The 18,981-nt window shown below is 52.3% G+C and carries 13 protein-coding genes; 6 read left to right on the top strand and 7 right to left on the bottom strand.

The genetic code is table 11. The annotated features are described in order from the left end of the window. Nucleotides 1-208 precede the first annotated feature (208 nt). Complete coding sequence (locus MK110_08820) at nt 209-619, bottom strand: Hsp20/alpha crystallin family protein (protein ID MCH2211391.1); 411 nt, start codon at nt 617-619, stop codon at nt 209-211. Between the two features lie 55 nt (nt 620-674). Further along, a complete protein-coding gene (locus MK110_08815; GenBank protein ID MCH2211390.1) occupies nt 675-1,121 on the bottom strand; it encodes an Hsp20/alpha crystallin family protein in 447 nt (148 codons plus the stop codon). Nucleotides 1,122-1,512: 391 nt separating this feature from the next. On the opposite strand from MK110_08815, the gene coaD reads away from it, so the two are divergent. Further along, on the top strand, nt 1,513-2,025 hold the full coding sequence (gene coaD / locus MK110_08810; GenBank protein MCH2211389.1) for a pantetheine-phosphate adenylyltransferase: 513 nt from the start codon (nt 1,513-1,515) through the stop codon (nt 2,023-2,025). 225 nt (nt 2,026-2,250) lie between these two features. On the opposite strand, the gene MK110_08805 is transcribed toward coaD, so the two are convergent. After that, nucleotides 2,251-2,904, bottom strand: coding sequence for a hemolysin III family protein (locus MK110_08805; protein ID MCH2211388.1), 654 nt, complete (start codon nt 2,902-2,904; stop codon nt 2,251-2,253). 564 nt (nt 2,905-3,468) lie between these two features. Here MK110_08805 and MK110_08800 point away from each other — a divergent pair. Beyond that, a complete protein-coding gene (locus MK110_08800) occupies nt 3,469-5,307 on the top strand; it encodes a DUF1668 domain-containing protein (protein ID MCH2211387.1) in 1,839 nt (612 codons plus the stop codon). A 174-nt stretch (nt 5,308-5,481) separates the two neighbouring features. On the opposite strand, the gene MK110_08795 is transcribed toward MK110_08800, so the two are convergent. Further along, the gene (locus MK110_08795; GenBank protein MCH2211386.1) at nt 5,482-6,762 is read right to left on the bottom strand and encodes an acetylxylan esterase; all 1,281 of its coding nucleotides are present in this window, start codon (nt 6,760-6,762) and stop codon (nt 5,482-5,484) included. A 374-nt stretch (nt 6,763-7,136) separates the two neighbouring features. Here MK110_08795 and MK110_08790 point away from each other — a divergent pair, with 374 nt between their 5' ends. Continuing rightward, on the top strand, nt 7,137-8,492 hold the full coding sequence (locus tag MK110_08790; protein ID MCH2211385.1) for a cyclopropane-fatty-acyl-phospholipid synthase family protein: 1,356 nt from the start codon (nt 7,137-7,139) through the stop codon (nt 8,490-8,492). Between the two features lie 147 nt (nt 8,493-8,639). On the opposite strand, the gene MK110_08785 is transcribed toward MK110_08790, so the two are convergent. Then, on the bottom strand, nt 8,640-9,110 hold the full coding sequence (locus MK110_08785; protein MCH2211384.1) for a hypothetical protein: 471 nt from the start codon (nt 9,108-9,110) through the stop codon (nt 8,640-8,642). Next, nucleotides 9,107-9,628, bottom strand: coding sequence for a sigma-70 family RNA polymerase sigma factor (locus tag MK110_08780; GenBank protein ID MCH2211383.1), 522 nt, complete (start codon nt 9,626-9,628; stop codon nt 9,107-9,109). Before MK110_08780 ends, MK110_08785 begins: the two co-directional genes overlap by 4 nt. A gap of 724 nt (nt 9,629-10,352) precedes the next feature. Here MK110_08780 and MK110_08775 point away from each other — a divergent pair. Continuing rightward, on the top strand, nt 10,353-11,696 hold the full coding sequence (locus MK110_08775; protein ID MCH2211382.1) for a glycosyltransferase family 39 protein: 1,344 nt from the start codon (nt 10,353-10,355) through the stop codon (nt 11,694-11,696). Here MK110_08775 and MK110_08770 read toward each other — a convergent pair. After that, complete coding sequence (locus MK110_08770; protein MCH2211381.1) at nt 11,617-13,506, bottom strand: serine/threonine protein kinase; 1,890 nt, start codon at nt 13,504-13,506, stop codon at nt 11,617-11,619. The two genes, MK110_08775 and MK110_08770, sit on opposite strands and share 80 nt — an antisense overlap. Before the next feature lie 222 nt (nt 13,507-13,728). On the opposite strand from MK110_08770, the gene MK110_08765 reads away from it, so the two are divergent. Further along, nucleotides 13,729-15,315 (top strand): hypothetical protein, encoded by a 1,587-nt coding sequence (locus MK110_08765; GenBank protein MCH2211380.1) that lies wholly within the window; start codon nt 13,729-13,731, stop codon nt 15,313-15,315. Between the two features lie 30 nt (nt 15,316-15,345). Further along, nucleotides 15,346-18,672, top strand: a complete 3,327-nt coding sequence (locus MK110_08760) for an AAA family ATPase (GenBank protein MCH2211379.1) — start codon at nt 15,346-15,348, stop codon at nt 18,670-18,672. Nucleotides 18,673-18,981 lie beyond the last annotated feature (309 nt).

The raw sequence follows: 18,981 nt of genomic DNA, 5'->3' as shown, positions 1-18,981 counted from the left end.
GATCCTGGACAAGAAAATAATATTCTTCGGAACGCTGTGTCCGGATACGTTTCATTCCGGTGAAGCACCGGAAGCATGGCCAAAACAAAACGACAGACAGACGACACAGACTGGTCACCGGGATGTCAGCGGACAGCAGGCCAACACTGACCGCCTGCGGACATGAAACTTTGTCGCAGTACTCTGTCGGGCAGTTCAGTCTCGTCGCTCAATCAGTCGTGACCTCAATTCGTCGCGGTCGGGATCGACTGGCTCGAGGCAACTCTACCTGCAGTACTCCGTTGGTCAGTCGCGCGGTAATGCGGTCGTGATCAACTTCATCACTCAGAATAAACGAACGCAGAAAATCACCGACCTTGTACTCTTCATGAACAACAGTTCCGTCATCGATGTCACGACGCTGAGTCCGACCAAAAAGTGTCAGTCTGTTGTCCTGTACCTGCAGGTCAAGTCCATCGCTGGTGACCCCGGGAAGATCAGCATACAGGACAAGCCCCTCCGGTGTTTCGTAAATATCGATCGGCGGATTGAACAACAGACGCTGACCATCAGACAAATCATTCGATGCAGCAGAATCACCCGTGGTCAGCCGAATGCTCACATCATTGATGTCACTCATGATTTCGTCTCCCGCTCTTTTCGTGTTGACACTCACGACCACGTGGTTACGGAAATCATTCCGGTCCCTCAGTCACCGGAATATTGCGTGCCACACCGGACGTGGCTTTTGCCAGGGTAATCCGAAGGACTCCGGCAGAATATTCTGCCTTCAATCCGTCTTCGTGAATACGATCCGGCAGCTGAATGGTCCGTTGCCAGTTTCCCTGGAACCGTTCCTGTCGACGAAAACTGTCGTCTTGTGACTCTTCGGGAGGCCTGCGGATTCCTCTGATCGTAAGACGGCCATCGGCAGCAGTCACTTCCAGATCATTGATGTCCACACCAGGGACTTCGGCAGTCAGTAGAAAATGATCCGTTTTTTCAATTAAATTGACCAGTGGAAAACGACGCGCTGATCGAACTCCATGCAAAGACAGATTGACTCCCTGCAGCAATTGATCAACTTCGCGTTCCAGGTCCTGAAACGCGTCCCATGCTTGTCCCCACCGGAATACAGGCATTCATTGGCTCCTGGATCGTCTCAGACGACGACAGTTTTTGAACTGATTCCTGATTGGCTGGCTGTTGCATCCGCTTGCAATGCCGATCAGCACCACGGCAAAGGCTCCTGCACAGTCATTGTACTGCAGTTCCCTGTTGGGTTATTGCACAACTCATGCCGAACGAGTACTGCAACGGGGGCGATCCTCAACCAGCAGAATACATAACTCATTTATTTATAATCGTTTACGGCTCCAAGCACTCCAGACATTTTTGTGGCAGACGGATACGCTCGCTGCCAATTTTACAGACCAGGGGGTGAGATGGTTGCCAGATGCTGCCAGGCAATCAGAATGGCCACCAATTAGTCTCCGGTGTCGATTCAGGATTTTACCTGTTAGAAAATTATTCATGGCCAAACCATCGCCATTATCACATGCCGTCTACGTCGGCAGCTTTGATCCACTGACACTCGGACACCAGGATATCATTGAACGAGCCGCGCGCATTTATGAACGATTGACCGTTGGCATTGGAATCAATCCGGATAAAGCGGCATTGTTCGGTCCTGACGAAAGAGTCGCCATGTGTGAAAAGGCTCTGGGACATTTGGCAAATGTTCACGTGCGAACCTTTGAGTGTCTGGCAGTTGAATTCGTTCGCAGCTGTAACAGCAGGGTGATGTTGCGCGGAGTCCGAACTCTGATGGACATCGATGCCGAATTCACAATGTCTTTGGCGAACCGAGTCCTGGACGATGAAATTGAGTCAGTATTTTTGATGTCCAGTGAAGGTTTTAATCATATTTCCAGTTCGCTGATCAAGCAAATTGCCAAGATGGGGGCCACAGACGATCTGGAATCCCGCCTAGCCGATTTTGTACCGGAAGCCGTCATACAGCCTCTGCTCAGACGATTCAGTTAAAATTACAACATTCGGCTCTGTCGGGAAAAAGTCCGCAAAACTCGATGGCCGCAGTGAGGAAGAAAAAGTTGACGTCTGATGTCAACTGTCACCCGATCGAGACATAAGAGTAAGAGACGATGAACGTATCGTCTTGGATGGTGATCTGTCCCGAAGCATAAAGCCGCGGCAGGATTACTCGTCACAAATGCCGTCACCGAACAGGTGATTGGCGATTCCTCAGTCTCACGAGTTCAGCGGGATCACATAATCAAGAACCACGTAGAAATGACAACTACTTCCGGCAATGACCAGAATGTGCCACAGAGCATGAAAATAACGAACACGGGTATCCAGCGCCAGGAAGATGGTACCAACCGTATAACAAAGCCCTCCTGCAGCAAACCACAGGATAGCATTCACAGGAAGTGACTGCAGGATCGGAAGCATGATCAGAGACGGAATCCATGCCATCGCAAGGTAGTGCGTTATTGAAATTGACTCAATTCGATGTCGCCAGAAAACTTTCGACGTGAAACCAACAACGGCAAGCGTCCACAACAGGCTCACAATCAGCCAACAACTGATCGGCGGCAAATGTGCAATCACAAAGGGTGTAAAATTTGCCGCGATAAAAACAAAAATCACCCCCTGATCCAGACTGCGGTAAAAGTTTCGGCGGTCCGGATTTCCGAACGAATGAGAAAGAGTCGACGCAGCATAAAGAGCAACGAGCGCAGTCGCGTAAATCCGGCAACTTAGCCGCAATGCGCCACTGGCGTGCTCTGCAACAGAACTGAACAAAACTGCTGCACCACCCACAGCCAGCAACAGCCCGCCGCCGTGCGTAAGGACGTTAACCAACTCTTCTTTTTCCGTATTCGGGGTCTGGCTCTCCATTGACATGAGTCTATCTACGTCGGGAATACGTTGAAATCCAAAACAGCTTCGGTCCCAAAACTGCAATTTTGGTCTGCAGTCAGTGTTTCAAACGGACAGATTCCTCGTGAGCGAATTTCTGTGCAGGGGCCTGATCCGGGCCGGTCCAAACACATCACAACCAGAAAATTCGTTGATAATTATCAATCCTCCATCACGAAATCCGCGAGAGGCCGGCCCATATCTGCTCGAATGCATTGGGCCTATGGTGCCGGTTCTGACAAAAACTTTCTGAGTATGTGACATACCGGAGGAAGAACATTTTGCCATGCCACACAGCCGATCCTCCTCACCGGGTTGCATACACTTTGAAGTCAATATTTTGACGGCATGACAGAACGTAAGATTCAGAAAAAACGGCCGGTGACCGGAACCGTGGTTAAAATAGGGTTCTACCAACCTGAATGCAGGTTTTGAAACAGTCTGCGAAATAAACGAAAACATCTTTCCCGGACCATTTCACTGCGTTCCGGCGTTTTTGCATTTGCCTGGTGACTTGACCAGCCTGGGGTGAATGTGGATATCATGCAGGATATGAATACTCACCACCTGTTGATCATCTTGTTGTTTCTCCCGGCAAGTTCCCTGCCGGGTGATGAGTTAATTTTTGAAGGACTGCCCAGGGGACGCACACAAATCCGTGAGGACCGTCAGGGACAGATCTATCTGGCCGTTTTCGGAAACGACGGTGTCATTGTTCGTGTCAACCAGGGCAGTGCCGGATTGTGGAAGCAAGATAAAATTGAAGGACTGGAACTAACCCCGGACGGAAATCTTTGGCTGGTCCGGAATCGACAGATCTGGCAGTTTTCCGAAGACGGCAATGCTGATCCTGTAAATCGGACCGCGTCCTTCCGCCATGACGGCCAACCTGGTGCGTTGTTTGCCTCGCGTTGGGGGGATGTCTGGTGGGCCGGTTGCAGGGCAATGAAACGACCTGACGGGATGTTTGTTCCTGGAGTTCCCGGTCCGGATCCCGCCTGGATCCTGTCTCCTTTCGCAGACGATCCTTTCGGCAACGTGTGGGCTATCGCTTCACATCGCGATGGCCAACCACAGAAACTGGCAGTCCTTTCTCGTGAACGGCCTCATCAGTGGCAACTGATCGAATCGCAATCCTCTGCATTCAGTGACCGTGTCGATGCGTGCTCGGATGACGTGGGATCCGTCTGGCTGGCCGGCGGACGGGAAGTGTTTCGTATCGATCCGCAATCTGTCAATGCAGGTGGAACAACGATCAACACCCCGAACGGTACACAGATCACTTCGATCGCCCCCGTGGCAAATCGTCAGATTGTCGTCGGATTTGCAGACGGAACCGTTCGGGAACTGACAGTCAAATCTGATTCAGAACCACAATGGCAATCCGTCGCTTCCGCCGGTGAGGGCCCCGTTCGTGCGATGCACCATGATCGCAGTGGACGACTGTGGATCGTTCGGGGAGAAAATCTTTATCGCAGCAATTCACTGCAGGCAAAATGGCATCGACACTGGGAAGAGCAGCCACGACTGCCTGCCGGAAACCACGACATTATTTTTGCGAGGGTCAAGGACAAACTGTACACGGCGGGGGGAAAGACTTATTTCGGCTGGCCGGCTTCAGAATGGACCCATCTGGACCACGTTTGGTCCTACGACATTAAAGACAGAACATGGGCCGTCGAAGCCCCGATGCTGGAACCTGGCAAGTCATACTCAGGCATTGCTGCTCTCGGCGGCGAAGTGTGGCTACTGGGTGGTTTTTTCATCAGTGGAAACCAGATTGTGGCGACAAGTACTGTCGAGATTTTTGATCCTGAGAGCCACTTGGTCCGACCGGGACCGTCACTAGATGAACCCCGAGGCCAGGTCGTTGCCCTCACTGTCGATGATCGTCTGTACGCAATCGGTGGCGGGACAAAAACCATGTTCAGTATCTCTGTCGACCAAACAAAATGGCAGACTGAACCACCGCCACCCGGTCCGGTTGCCCAGGCAAGTGGCTGCGTTCTTGACGGAAATATTTATGTCGCCTCAGGCTCTGGTTCAAAGTGTCCGGGATTGTTTACTTACGATCCTCAGCAGAAAACCTGGGACCAGGTTGTTCATCCGGCGGATTCTCCACCAAGTGCACCACTTTGTGCGGCACATAACGGAGAGGTTTGGGTCATGGGTGGAACGGGAAGCGGAGGTGGCAGAACTTCCGCATACATTTATTCTCCCGCTTCCGGACGTTGGCGACGAGGCCCCGACATTCCGTTGCCTGTCGCCTGGGGTGCGGCTGCTGACGTGAATGGACGTCTGCTGATCGCGGGCGGCGCCTACCAGGAAAAACGTGCGAAGGACTACCACAACAGCGATCGCGTTTTCCTGCTGCGTCCGTGAGATCGTTCCGTTTCAGGAATCAGTCATTGCTGCTGGCAGGCCGGTTTTCAGACATGCAATAGAACCGACAGCTGCTGATTTCCGTTTTCCAAACTGCATCTGAACAGGCAATGTAATCAGGACAATTCCGCGCCCGCAGGCCTACCTGGGCTGACACATCCCGGTTTCGGATTTTCACTTCAGGTGCCGGTCTGCGAATTTCAGGTACTGCGTCCAGTCATAGGATGTGACGTCGTGTTTCCCCGTACGCTCGTGATAACCAACATCGACCTGCAGCGGCCTGTCGATTTCTATCTGATCAGCTGACGGCAGTCCGGACTTTCCAAACAGGGCAAATACCGGCCCCGCGTAGTACAGGGACAGCATTTCTCCGTGAGGGTCAGCCCAGCGATCATCCTGAGCACTGGCAACATACACCGCACGCGGCGCCATCAAAGCCAGCAACTGATGATGATCAACCGGCAGACTGTTTTCTTTGTCGTTGTACTCACGATGTTTCCTGCAAAACCAGTGCGGAAACACAGTATTAATTCGTTTCACAGTTTCACCGTAACGCCGTCGCGACAAGGCGGCACCACCACACCCGGAATTATTCGAGATCACGAGTCGGAAACGCTCGTCAGTTGCACCTGCCCATAATGACGTTTTTCCAAGACGAGAATGTCCGAACACAGCAACCCGTCGGCCGTCAATCAGAGGATGAGTTTCCAGCGTGTCCAGAATCCGACTGAGCCCCCAGGCCCACGCGCTGATCGAACCGCCCGCATCCCCTGCACGTACCGGGCCCTTTTCCGGATCCAGTTGATGAATACCGTTCTGAAAACCATCGTCAAAATCAGGATCAATATCGCCGTAATACGCAGTGACCAGTCCGTACCCGCCGCTAAGAATTTTCCTGATGTCCCAGCGAGCGGACCGTAAACCGCGTGACGCTTCTAAAGCCCGATTGCCGTTAGTCTTCCGGCGTTGGTCTTTACGTTCCAAGGACTTCGACAGTCGGATCGCGGGATCGGCATCAATCGTATGGTTGCCTCCAAAATTCAGCCCCATAAATGCCGGGACCGGACCAACGGACTTCTTCGGAGTATAGATCAACACATCAACCGAAGGACCGGTATCGTCATCAGTCAGATAAACCGTCTGCTGCTCGCGAATGGCCAAATGATCAAAAACCTCGGTACATTCGTGTGTCCGCACACGAAGTCTCACGTTAATCCCGGGCAGCCGACCGAAGACGTGTTGTTCGAATAACCGCAAAATTTCCGGACGTCGGACTGACCGCCAGATCTCGACCGAATTCACAACCCTTCCGTCCTCTGTCATCAGTGGATTCGGAAGTTCGTATCGCGGAACAAGAGATTCGTCATAGTTGAATTCCTTTTCTGAGCCATCACAGGTAGGCAACAGGGTCGCCATCACACTTAGAGAAAGACAAAAGACGCCTTTGATCTGCATCGTACCCCCCTAACGGTGTGTTGAAGCCAAGTCGGCAGGACGATCATCCTCGCCGGTTGATGATAGCAATGCACTGAGTTTCTTCACCAGGATATCAGGTCAACCGCCCGCCACCGATTTTGTGAGTTTCCTGAGCGTCCGGAGATATGAGGTCGTTCCTGTCCTGTTGTCATACGAATGACAGAAGCGGCATTTTCTTCTCAAAACAAGAGGAGTACACAAACCGGGATATGTTTTTGTATTTGTCCTGCCAGGACAGTGCAGCCGAATTGACGTCGCCGTCAGAATTTATTCCGGGTAAACTATGTTGATATTTCATCTGGTAAACACCACTCCAGTGATACGAAAACGTTCTCTATTCGCAGGAATGACGTATGTTTGGCAAGGACGCACGTTCCCGGAGGCAGCTTAAACAGGCTCGATTGCTTTTTGAATATCTGCGTGGACGGCTCAAATCACCTATTTCCGTGCGTCTTTGGGATGGGTCCGTCATTCCACTGGCTGACAACGTTGAACCAGGAATGGAGATTCTAATTTCGGGACCGGACGTAATCGGAACACTGTTGCGACGACCCACAGCCGAAACCCTTCTTCGAGTTTTCGCTCGAGGAGGAATCGATTATTCGGGTGCAGGCCTCGTCGAGTTTATCGAAAAAGCAAGAGTGCGCAACAGCCGCCGGAAGACTCAAAGACTCCCGCTGGCTTTGCTCGCACGGTTTGCATCGGCATTCCTGTTTGAAAAAGGAACGCGGGCAACTTCTGATCATTCTTTCAATGGAGATGAAACGGGCCGCAGCCGTCAACAGCGTGACAACAAAAACTTCATCCAGTTTCACTATGACGTTAGTAACCGGTTTTACGGTTTGTTTCTGGACAGTCAACTGGTCTACAGCTGTGCCTATTTTCGAAACTGGAATGAATCACTTGAGCAGGCACAGGTCAACAAACTGGATATGATTTGTCGAAAACTTCGGCTGCAAAGCGGCGACCGTTTCCTTGATATCGGCTGTGGTTGGGGAGCCCTGATTTGTCATGCCGCGAAACACTATGGCGTTCAGGCATACGGAGTCACCCTGTCCGGGCATCAACTTGCTCTAGCTCAGCAGCGGATTCAGACAGAAGGCCTTTCCGATCGTGTCACCGTAGAATTAAAAGACTACGCAGACATCGAGGGACAGTTTGACAAGATTGCCAGCATTGGCATGGTGGAACATGTAGGCATTGACAATATGGCCGGCTATATGCGGAAGGTAAATTCGCTTCTGCCGGACCGTGGAATGTTCCTGAATCACGGAATCACCCGACCAGGCAAGATGACAGACAAAGCATTTCGTCGCATGTCACCGGAACGTCGGCTGCTGGCAAAGTATATCTTCCCCGGAGGCGAACTCGATCACCTTGGCCATATGATTCAGGCAACAGAAGCAGGCGGATTTGATGTGCATGATGTTGAAGGATGGCGCGACCACTATTCGCTCACCTGTCGTCACTGGTGCCGTCGGCTGGAGGCAAATCGAGACGCAGCGATTCGGGAAGTCGGTCCTGAAAAATACCGACTGTGGGTGCTGTATCTTGCTGGTTGCGCCTTTGCATTGGGTGACGGCGGAGCAAGGATTTATCAGACTGTTGCCACAAAGCATCAGACAAAAGGACTGAGCGGCATGCCCTGTACCAGAGAGCATCTGTATGCAGAACCGCCACCGGTCGATCAGAATAGTCACGCTGCGTAGCCAAACCATTACTGTCATGGTCTTTACTGCTCCCAGAAAGAGCAATGCACAATAGTGACGCCGACAGAGCCAGGTCACTCCGCGTCTGTGAAACGTCGCAGTAATCACAGTTTTGGCATTACCGGAAACGGTCACTGACAGCAGAGGTCACTCGCCTGCTTTCCGACGGCGAACAAGCTCGTCCGCCAGTTGCCGTAAGAACTCAGCATCATTCGTCAGGTCACTGTATGACGGCGAAGAATCAATCCCGACCGTATCCGTACCCAGCACCGGAGATGCTGACTGAAGACGGTTCACATCCCGACCCCACGGCACGCTGACTCCAAGCACAAATGCCAGACAAATTGTGACAGCGGTGGTCAGAGCAGGATGATGATACCAAAATCCGCCTGGACGCTGCACCGGATGTACAACCGATTCTTCAATCAGTGGACCGACCAGCGGCGTCTGACGGACCGAGTGACCAACCAGCTGTTCTTCGAGAAATGTACAGGCAAGCCGCTTCCAGCCATCAGGCTGGTACTCCATGAGCTCCAGCAATTCGCGTCTTTGGTCAGCTGACAGCTCTCCGTCTGCTGCACGCTGCATTAACAGTTCCAGTCGTTCGGTTACGTTCATGATGCGCCACCCTGGTGTTGCAGCAAAGCTTTGAGACGTTTGCGGGCTTTAAGCAGTCGATATTCAATTGTGTCTTCCGACACACCAAGCATTTCGGCCAGCTGACGGTAAGTCCATCCCTCAACGTATTTCAACATGAGCACCTGTCGATCCAGTTCGTCAAGTTGCTGAACGGCAGAACGGACGGTTTCCTGACGCTCCGCAGCCAGCACGCTGGCAACCGGATCCAGCTGACTGGAAAAGGCATCGACCGGTCGTGTCTTTTGCGCCAGCCGATTCTCAAAATTTCGACGGCGGCCGGCTGTCCGCCGATACATCATCACCTGCCGTACAGCTATCTGATACAGCCATGCACCCAGCTGACCAATTTCACGCAGTACTTCTCTCTGACGAACCAGCGCCAGAGCAATGTTCTGCATAATGTCTTCTACTGCGTCAGATTCACGGACACGACTGCGCACAACGGTGCGAAGCCAGCTTTCGTTCTCAAGATATACAGCCTGAGGAGTTAAGGTCATTTGAATTCACTGAAGTGGCACGTCTGCCGGAATGCGGATCACACAATCGTGTTTAGTTTGACTGGTCCCCTGTATTCTTCATTATAAACGGTTGCCGACATCGGGATGATCCGGGAACCTGAATTGCAAAAACATCAACGAACTCAGAAAAACCCATGTATTTTTCGCACGCCAACGGCATTTGTAATTTACAGATTGAGACAGGCGGTTTTATCAAGAACGCCTGATGATTTGACTGCCCCTGGAAGTGGTGACGTTGTTCGAACAATTTCGGAATTCGACACAAACATTATGGATCCCCCCACCGGAGACAACCAACAGAAATAATTCTGCGGAAAGAGATCATGAAATGATATTCAGTGACAGTTAACATGCCGGATAAATCGGCACGCTAATTGATACTTATAGTCTGGTGCCTGTCAGCCGTCCTGTTCAGGACACTCTTAAAGCACATGTAACTGATCAGAATCCTGGTCAGCGGTTCGGGGACAGGTGAAGCTGGCACCTGGTGCCCGGCTGACAGAAAAACATCATGTTGAACACCGACGGAAAACATCGACTCAGTTCCGCAACTTCATGCACACCTGTCCAGCGGCAGGCACAGTCCGGAAATATCCGGTCCGAAGTAGTCTGTCCCCGGCCTGGAGCTGCAGGGACACACCGACTTGGGAATCCGTCTGGTTCGTGATTCCTGGAAACACCACTGAATCCAAGTGAGAGTGGAATGAGAACACTGCTTCGACGCAGTCTTGATTGTCCCCGATTCTGCGGTTTCACTGCATTTGTAGTCAGCACACTGGTACTGCTGGGACATTACTCCGTCAAATACGGACTTAACACACCTCCGTCAACATCCGGCGATGAGCTTTCATACGACAGTATTGGCTGGAACCTGGCGCATGGCGAGGGATTCGCGGAAGGTGGCAGTGATCCGATCTTTCACGGTCCGTATGAGCAGACCGGTCAATCCGATTCTGAAAATACCGGCGGGCATGACAGCCGGCAACCGGAACCCGTTGCACACCGACCACCGCTGTTTCCCGTTGCACTTGCGGGCTTGAATACAGTATTCGGACGACAGTTCTGGTCAATCCGCGTAATGAACGTTATTGCCAGCGCAGCAACTTGTGGTCTGCTGATCTGGTATTTAACCGGGACTGAACGACACACAGCAGCAGTCATTGCGTTCTGTATGTTTCTCGTGGTGGACACACGAACCCGATTGTACGGTCGCGCTGTTCTGACAGAGGCGAGTGCCACATTCCTGACGACAATCGCAACCCTGCTGCTCATTCAGCTCAGCCACACAACGCGTCTGCGAAATGTGGTGCTGTTGGGAATCGTCGTCGGAGTGATGGTTCTGAACCGAACCGTATTTGTACTGTGGATGCCGGGAATTGCACTGATTGTGGCGGCGTTGATTTACCGCAATGATCATGTTTCTTCGACGCTGTCCGGAATTCACTGCTGGCGGAAAGCGTTCTCTATGACGCTGGTGTTTCTGTTTTGCGCTGTTCTTGTCATCCTTCCATGGGGGTGGCGAAATGTCCGTGTTCTTGGCGCCATGATGCCGTTGGGTACACAGGGAATGACACAACTTCCTGCCGGATTCAGTGATCGTGCGGTCCGGACAGGCGGTGTATGGCAAATAGAATCTTCTCGTCAGCTGACAAAGTCAATCGACCTGAACTCAATGAGTCGACTCGAACGCGATGTGGTTCGTGCTCGGTTGGGAAAGACTGCCGCATTCGAATGGATCCGAAATCATCCCGGCACCTCAATCTGGCTGGCTGCGATCAAAATTCTGCAGGAGTATCGGCCACGATCACTGACAGGGTGGCTCATCGGAAGCAGTGCGCTCGGAGGACTCATACTGACAATTCGCCGTAAGGAGACCCATGTGTTTCTGGCGCTGCACGCCGTCAGTTGTTTCGCAATTGGATGCACCTGGTCGGTCGACGGGCGTTTTGTCGTACCATTGATGTTTGCTATCCACGTCCCTGCTGCGGTCGCTCTGGCCACTCCAACTTGTCTGATTCGCCTCTGGTGGTCTGACGGTAGTACTTGAGACCTGGAAAAAAGAAGGTTCCGGCTGAAACCACACCAAATAATGAAATACTCAAATTTGGCAGGTCACTCTGCTGCAACGCGGCCATCAGCGGCGACGTTGCAAATAGAACCATTGCCGACACATAAAATGTGCCTGACAGCATTGCCGCTTTGACAAGAAACACCATCCCGGCAATTGCTCCAAGCACGGGCGAAAATTCAAGTACAGGACGATGCATGATCCATTCAAGTGCAAATAACAGCGACGAACAAATCATGCTGCCGCCCCAAACATGTGCAATTTGACGTTCGACAGCAGTCACGGGTCCGGATCGGCGGCGCAAAGTCCAAAAGATTACTGCCCAGATCCCCAGGCCAACGATCCAAAGTCCGGGATATGGCCAGCGTATCTGGATACCCGTCAGTTGAATGACGTTCGTGCTGACACACAACACCAGCAGGACAAGACTGTGCCACATCCACAGTACACCCCAGTTCTGCAGCACGGAAACATGATGCGACTCACGAAACAGACGCATCAGTACACTGTTGAGTGTCCAGCTGCGGGCACTGACCGGCTCATTATTGAGCCAGGCACGCAGATCCTGGGCGAGTGCATCTGCGGTTAAATAACGCAGGTCCGCTGGTTTCTGCAGACATTTTGTGACAATCATCTCAAGGTCAGAATCAATCGATGGATTAGTGATTCGGACAGACGGAGGTTCCTGTTCAATGACCATCAACAAGGTTTCCAGTGGTGTCGCCGCCTGAAACGGCGGACGACCGGTGAGCATCGCGTAGAGAACAGCACCCAAACTGTAGATATCACTGGCGTAACCGATTACTGCAGTCTGTCCTTCCGCCTGTTCCGGCGACATCCAGGCCGGCGTCCCAAGAATGGCTCCGGTGGTTGTAATACTGGCATCCCGTTTACCACTCAGATGAGACTGTGACTGCGCCGAAAATTGTGTGCGTTTTGACAGTCCAAAATCCGTCACGAAGGGAGTACCGTCATCAGCAATCAGAATGTTGGATGGCTTCAAATCCCGGTGAAGAATTCCTTCGGCATGTGCCGTCCGGATCGCATCGACAATCGGCAAAATTAAACGGACAGCTTCCTGGGTTCCCATCGCCCCTCTCTGAAGGCGATCACTGAGCGTCTCGCCGTCAATAAATTTCATACAAAACCATGGATAGCCATCCTGTTCCCCGACATCATACACGGGCACAACATTGGGATGACTGAGGTGCCCGGCAGCCAGAGCTTCGCGACGCAGACGGGCAAGATTATCCACAGCGACAAATTCTGCGTTTGGAATCATCTTCAGCGCAACATCACGGTTCAGATCCGTCTGATGCGCACGATAGACCACACCCATTCCGCCTCGCCCAATCTCTTCGAGCAGTTCATATTTTCCGATTCTTAAACCGGGGCTGCTGCGCGGCACACCCGGTTGAAAATCATCAGCGGAAACAGCAGCAATCGCAACTTCAGTAAAATCGCCGGATTGAAACGCTGCCATCTCGTCCACGATCATCGCAGTGGCCGCCAGCTCTCTGATCTGCTGCTCCAGCTCCGGGTGTTCTGCGATCGCCTGGACGACCTGTTGGCTTCGATCCTCTGCCATTGACTGATCCAAAAGGCATTCCAGAATGCTTACCAGTTGCTCATCCACACCAGTTTTATCAGCCATATCACTGTCGGCTTCTTTTGCAATCGTGACAGAACTCTCGATCCGGAACAGCAGAATACCAAGTTTATTACGGCTTGATTTGCCGCCCGTCAATGGAAACATTGCTGCCAGCAAATTGACGACGGGCTGTGGCATACAGATTCGGCGCTGGCAAAAATCGCCGAACTTTCAGGCGACGGTCTTTCCCCATATTCCCGGTTTCATTAAATTTCGCAGACTGACACCACCATCTGCTGCAGGACTCCACGAACAAAACGCACTGTTTGTCCTATGAAATCGGGTCTCAGTCTGAGAGATATCTGATGTCAAACCGGTCGCTGTCAGCGCATCGCCCGGTTACTGAGAAAGGAGTCTGAAATGCCGTATCAACCTCAGCGTTTCATTCACGCAGCAAACATCCGTCTGGACGTACCAGTGAGTGTGTACCTGTCAGAACAGCTCACGGATGACCTGCGTCACCAGCTGGAAGATGCCACTCTACTGGCATTCGACTGTGTGACACAGAATTGTATTGAACACCAGGTGGACTATCTGTTGCTGTCCGGCAATGTGTTCGTTGAAGCAGACCGAAGTTTGCGGGCACGCCTGGCGCTTTTAAAGGGATTCCGTGAGTTGCAGAAAGAAGCAATTCCGGTGTTCGTCATTCCAGGCGACACCGATCCACCAGATGCCTGGCGCTCCATCCCTGACCTGCCGGCTAATGTTTCTCTCTGCTTCACTTCCAGCCCGGAACCGATCGATCTTCAGCGTGGAGACAAAAAGATCACAACAGTGAGTGCGTCGATGTGGTATGGGGAAACCGACGCATTCGGTATTCGGGTGATCCATTCGAGTCCGGACGGAATCGAACCGTTCCGAATCGGCACTGTCAGCCGATCCAGGTATGACGAATCAAAACGATTAACCAGTCTTTCTGCTGCCGCCGAAGACAGCATGATTCGCCTGGAAAACAATACAATTGAGCCGCCTTCGGATGAAAATGCCGCGGATTCGTTTCGTACATCTGACGGGGATGACTCCGAATACGAAGTCGGTTTTCGCAATTACATCCGCAAACTGATGCAGGAAGGAAAGTTAAACTACCTGGCTCTTACGGGAGAACTTGCGAGAACAGAGATGCAGCTGGAAACGGTTCCTGTGCACTGTCCGGGAATCACACAGCCTCGCAATCAGCTGGAGGCAGACAGCGGGCTCTGCAGTCTTGTTACGGTTGATGCGTCCGGCCAGGTGAGTACTCAGGAAATCAACACCAGCGCTGTTGACTGGAAAAACATCACACTGCAGGTGGAACCAGGTACTGAACTGAACCGGTTACTGGAACAGATGAGGGATAAGCTGACAGAAACATCATGCTGTCCGTCGGACCGTATCTGGTCCGTGTGCTGGACTTTGACCGGCCCTCTGCCGGTGTTGCAGAACTTCATGGAAGATGACCTCGAACTCGCTGTAGCAGTGGAACTGGACAAACTCAGCGTGGCAGGTCGATCATTGCGACTTCTGCATCAGGTCCGAATGGTGCCGGATGCCTGGGATCTTGAGAAACCTGAACATCTCGCTCAACAATATGCCGATTTGGTCCCTGCGAATGCTGAATTACTGCGAGACACTCTGATTTCTTTTCCGGGCAAGGCGGATTTGACTGAAGGATGGTCCCGACGATTGAAAACACTCGCCGACGGCATCGATCCGCAGCGAGTATTGGCTCAACTGCGCAACGACGGTGCCGACTGGTTTGTGTCCGATCTCGAAGAGTTGCTGCCACCTGAACGGCTTAGCCCCGACACCGTTGAAACAGAATCGCCGGTCGCAGACCAGGAATCTGAAGATAACAGTCGGGTGGCTGAAGCCGACTCATCGTCGACAGAATCTGTCTCAGCCCCGACAGTTCTCACCATGGATAACGCTCACAGTAACACAGACGAACTGAACGAAACGAACTCCTGATACACCTCGCCAAGATGGCAGGATGAACGGATGAGAATTTCAGAGATTGACATCGATCGATTCCGGATCTGGCGCAGTCTGTTACTGCGTCTGGATATGACTGGATTGAATGTCATCTACGGACCAAACGAAGCCGGCAAGACGACGTTGATGCAGTTCGTGCGTTCAGTGTTGTACGGCTTTGATCCACTCGAGGAAGAACCCGTCTGGCATCGTGAAGAATCAGAAGTTCCATGGAAGGGTTCACTGCGTTGCGAGCACAATGGTCGAATCTGGCGAGTCAGCCGCAAGGCGGCCGTGTCCAGCCGGGGCCGATTCAGAATTACCGGTGGTCCGGACGATATGTCACGCGAAGAATCGCTGGACATGCTGCGAAGTCATACACGCGAGAATGTATTCAATGACGTTTTTGCACTGGGCGTTCGCGAACTACAGCAACTTTCCACACTCGGCAGTGATCAGGTTGCGGAGTACATATACGGCCTGTCACTGGGACCTCACGGTCGCCAGTTACTCAGAGCAACAGGAAATGTGCGCCAGCGCCAGACAGCCCTGCTTGCCGACGACGGCAAGCAGGGACGACTGCCGGAACTGTTCACCAACTACAGTCAGCTGATTGCTGAGGCACAACGTGACGACGACTCCCGTGAAAAACACGATCAGCTCACCCGCCAACGTTCGGAACTGCTTCAAAAGATCGGACAGCTTCAGACTCGACAGTCTGAGATTGAGACGGAATTGCGAGGTTTAAGGTTCATCAGCAGCTGTTTTACTCCCTGGAGACGCAAACGGGAGTTGAACGAAATGCTGAATGATCTGCCGGTCATTCAACATTCTCCTCAGGATTCTCTGGTGCAGCTTTCCGGCTGCGAACGGGATATCGGCCAACATACCGCTGACTGGCAGAAACTGACGGATCATACAGAACAGCTGCAACAGCAGTCGGATCGGATCAAAATCGATCTACCTTTCGAAAAGAATCGATACGCAATTCAAAGTCTGGTTGAACAGGCTCCCTGGCTGCGGCAGATTGATCAGCAGATTAATGAAGCTCAGGACCGATCGAGAGATCTCAAAAGAGAACTTGACCATCAGTTGAAAGAAATGGGAGACACATGGAATCTTGAGCGTCTGAACTCGGTTGATGCTTCGTCGTCTTCCCATGATCAGCTGCTTCAGACTGCCCGAAAGTATCAGAATGCAACTCAGCGTCACACCAAACTGAGGAAATCGTGTCGAGGTCTTTCCCGTCGCAGCCAGCAGGAGCTGATGGAGCTGAACAGCGATCTCGAAGCGATGCAGATCGAATCGATTCCGGAGTCAATGGAACTCGAGCGGCGTCGACTGACTGAACTCGAAAATCTTGGTCGTCTGCGACTTCAAAGGGAACAGCTGGCACTTAAGATTCAGACTGTCCGAAAAGTTATGAGTCGTGTGGATACGGAAGACACGGTTCCCCCATGGGTTGATCGAGCCGTTACAGGAATCACAGCAGTCTCGCTGGCGCTCTTTTTCTTTGGTGTGATCATCTGGAGCCTGGGCGTGTCAGGACCGGAAGCTGTCGGGGGTTCTCTGGCGGCTTCCGCGTTCGCATTCGCCGGCATGATGTGGTGGTGCATTCGTAACGGAATGCGCAATTATTTTGACCGAAAGACCGGGGTCCGGCTTGACGACCTTAATGATGAAGCCGGCCGGGCTGAAGTACAACTGAAGGATGTTCACGAACGTATTCAGAAAATCCAGTCACAGGGAATTACCGGCCAACACCTGATGAAAATGGATTCGGGACAGTCGTCGACTGCTCATCTCGTGGAATGTATTGGTGAGTGCTCACGGCATATTACGGAACTTGAACGTCTGTCGCGTCGACAGGAACGCGCCACCAGGCGTCGTCGTCGACTTACGCAGCTTCGGGAGCGGTACCGTACCGCAGGACAGTCACTGAATGACCAGCGTCAGGAATGGTGTCGACTGTTAACTTCACTGGGAATGGAAGAAACTGTCCGGGTTCAGGAAGCGTTTGACTGGTGGCAGCGTATTCAGGAAATCCGTGAACTTCACACTCAATGGCGAAATTCAGCACCCGAAGCTGAGGGCCTTCGCCGAATGTTTGATGGCATGGCAACCCGGGTCAGACAGCTGGGACAGCAGGTTGCAAATGATGATCAGCTGGATTTCGGCCGCCCCCTGGAAGTGCTGACCGCGTGGCAGCAGCAGTTGACGACACACGAACGCGATCGAGTGGAACGTAATCGTCTGAGCAAAGAAATCGAAGCCCGCTCCCATGATACCACATTGACACAGCATCAGATTGAAGCTGCCAAACTCCGTCGCGAAGCTGTACTCACACGCTGTGGTGTAACGAGTCGGGAAGAACTGATGCAACAGGCGGATTTGGTTCAGAAGCGTGAAGAATTTAAGGTACAGCTGAAAGTCACAACGGAAGAACTGAACGAAATTGTCTTTGCAGAACCTGAACTTGCAGTTGTCGAAGAGGACCTGAGCCGCTTCGATCCTCAGAGCGGACGGCAGTCTATAAAGCTGCTCGAACTCGAACTGGAAGATGTTGAGAACGATCTCAATTCGGCACACGAAACGGTTGGCAGCCTGAAAGAACAAATTCAACTTCTCGAAACATCACGGGGGTCTCAGCAGCAGCATTTCAGGCGAGCACAACTGGCATGGGATATCCACAGGGCAGCTGAGGAATGGCATGCTCTACAGCATGAACAGGATGCTGTTCGAAAGATGCGGGAACGATTCGAAAAGAAAAACATCTCCGGAACATTACGGATGGCCTCATCCTATCTGCATCGTATGACATCCGGACGCTATCACCGGATCTGGGCACCGCTTGGTGAAGGGTTTCTGTGCATCGACGATGAATACAATCGTACATTTCGTGTGGAACAACTCAGTGGCGGAACACGCGAACAGCTGTTCCTTGCCCTCCGTTTTGCACTGGCTCGGGAATTTGCGGAACGAGGCATCGAACTTCCGATGGTGATGGACGACCTGTTTGTCAATTTCGATGAAGAACGCTCCGAAGCGGCACTCGACTGTTTGCTTGAACTGGGGCGCAGCGGACAGCAGATACTGTTCTTCACCTGCCATCAGCACCTGGCGGAACGTTTCCGCAGACGGAATGTGGAAACGTTGTGGCTGCCCGGACATCGAAACGGCACGGATGTGAATCGCCCGGAAGATGAAACGGCTGCATTTCTCGACGTTGAAACAGCAGTGAACACGCGACTGGACGAGCCTGAGTCTCCACTGACTGGCTCCCGAACGCCCGGTGATCGAACGGTGTCGGTAACAGACGAAGACTCCGGCGAAACTCAGGAAATCCCTGGCTGACAGCTGAAAGTTGTTGAACACGGGCTGAAGTCCATACAGTGGTAATGTTCTGCCGTAAGGTTCACAAACTCGGATCGCTGCGGATGACAGTCCCGTGTTTCCTGACGCTGTATGAATCAGATCAGATTGATGAGTCTGTTAATTGTCTCTTAGCCGCGGGCACCCGTTTCACAGGCCTGAGTGAAACCCCGTCGTTTTTTATGCGATTCCGGCGTTCCCCGTCGCCGTGAGCGTCAAAACGGTAGCCGGGTATCGCGGGTTAGTAACTTCATGTCCACAGATTTTTCTGTCAATCGAAGTTGTTTCCGA

This window comes from Fuerstiella sp., from assembly GCA_022447225.1.
Taxonomy (GTDB): Bacteria; Planctomycetota; Planctomycetia; order Planctomycetales; family Planctomycetaceae; genus S139-18.
This window is presented reverse-complemented; position numbering and strand designations above follow the sequence as displayed.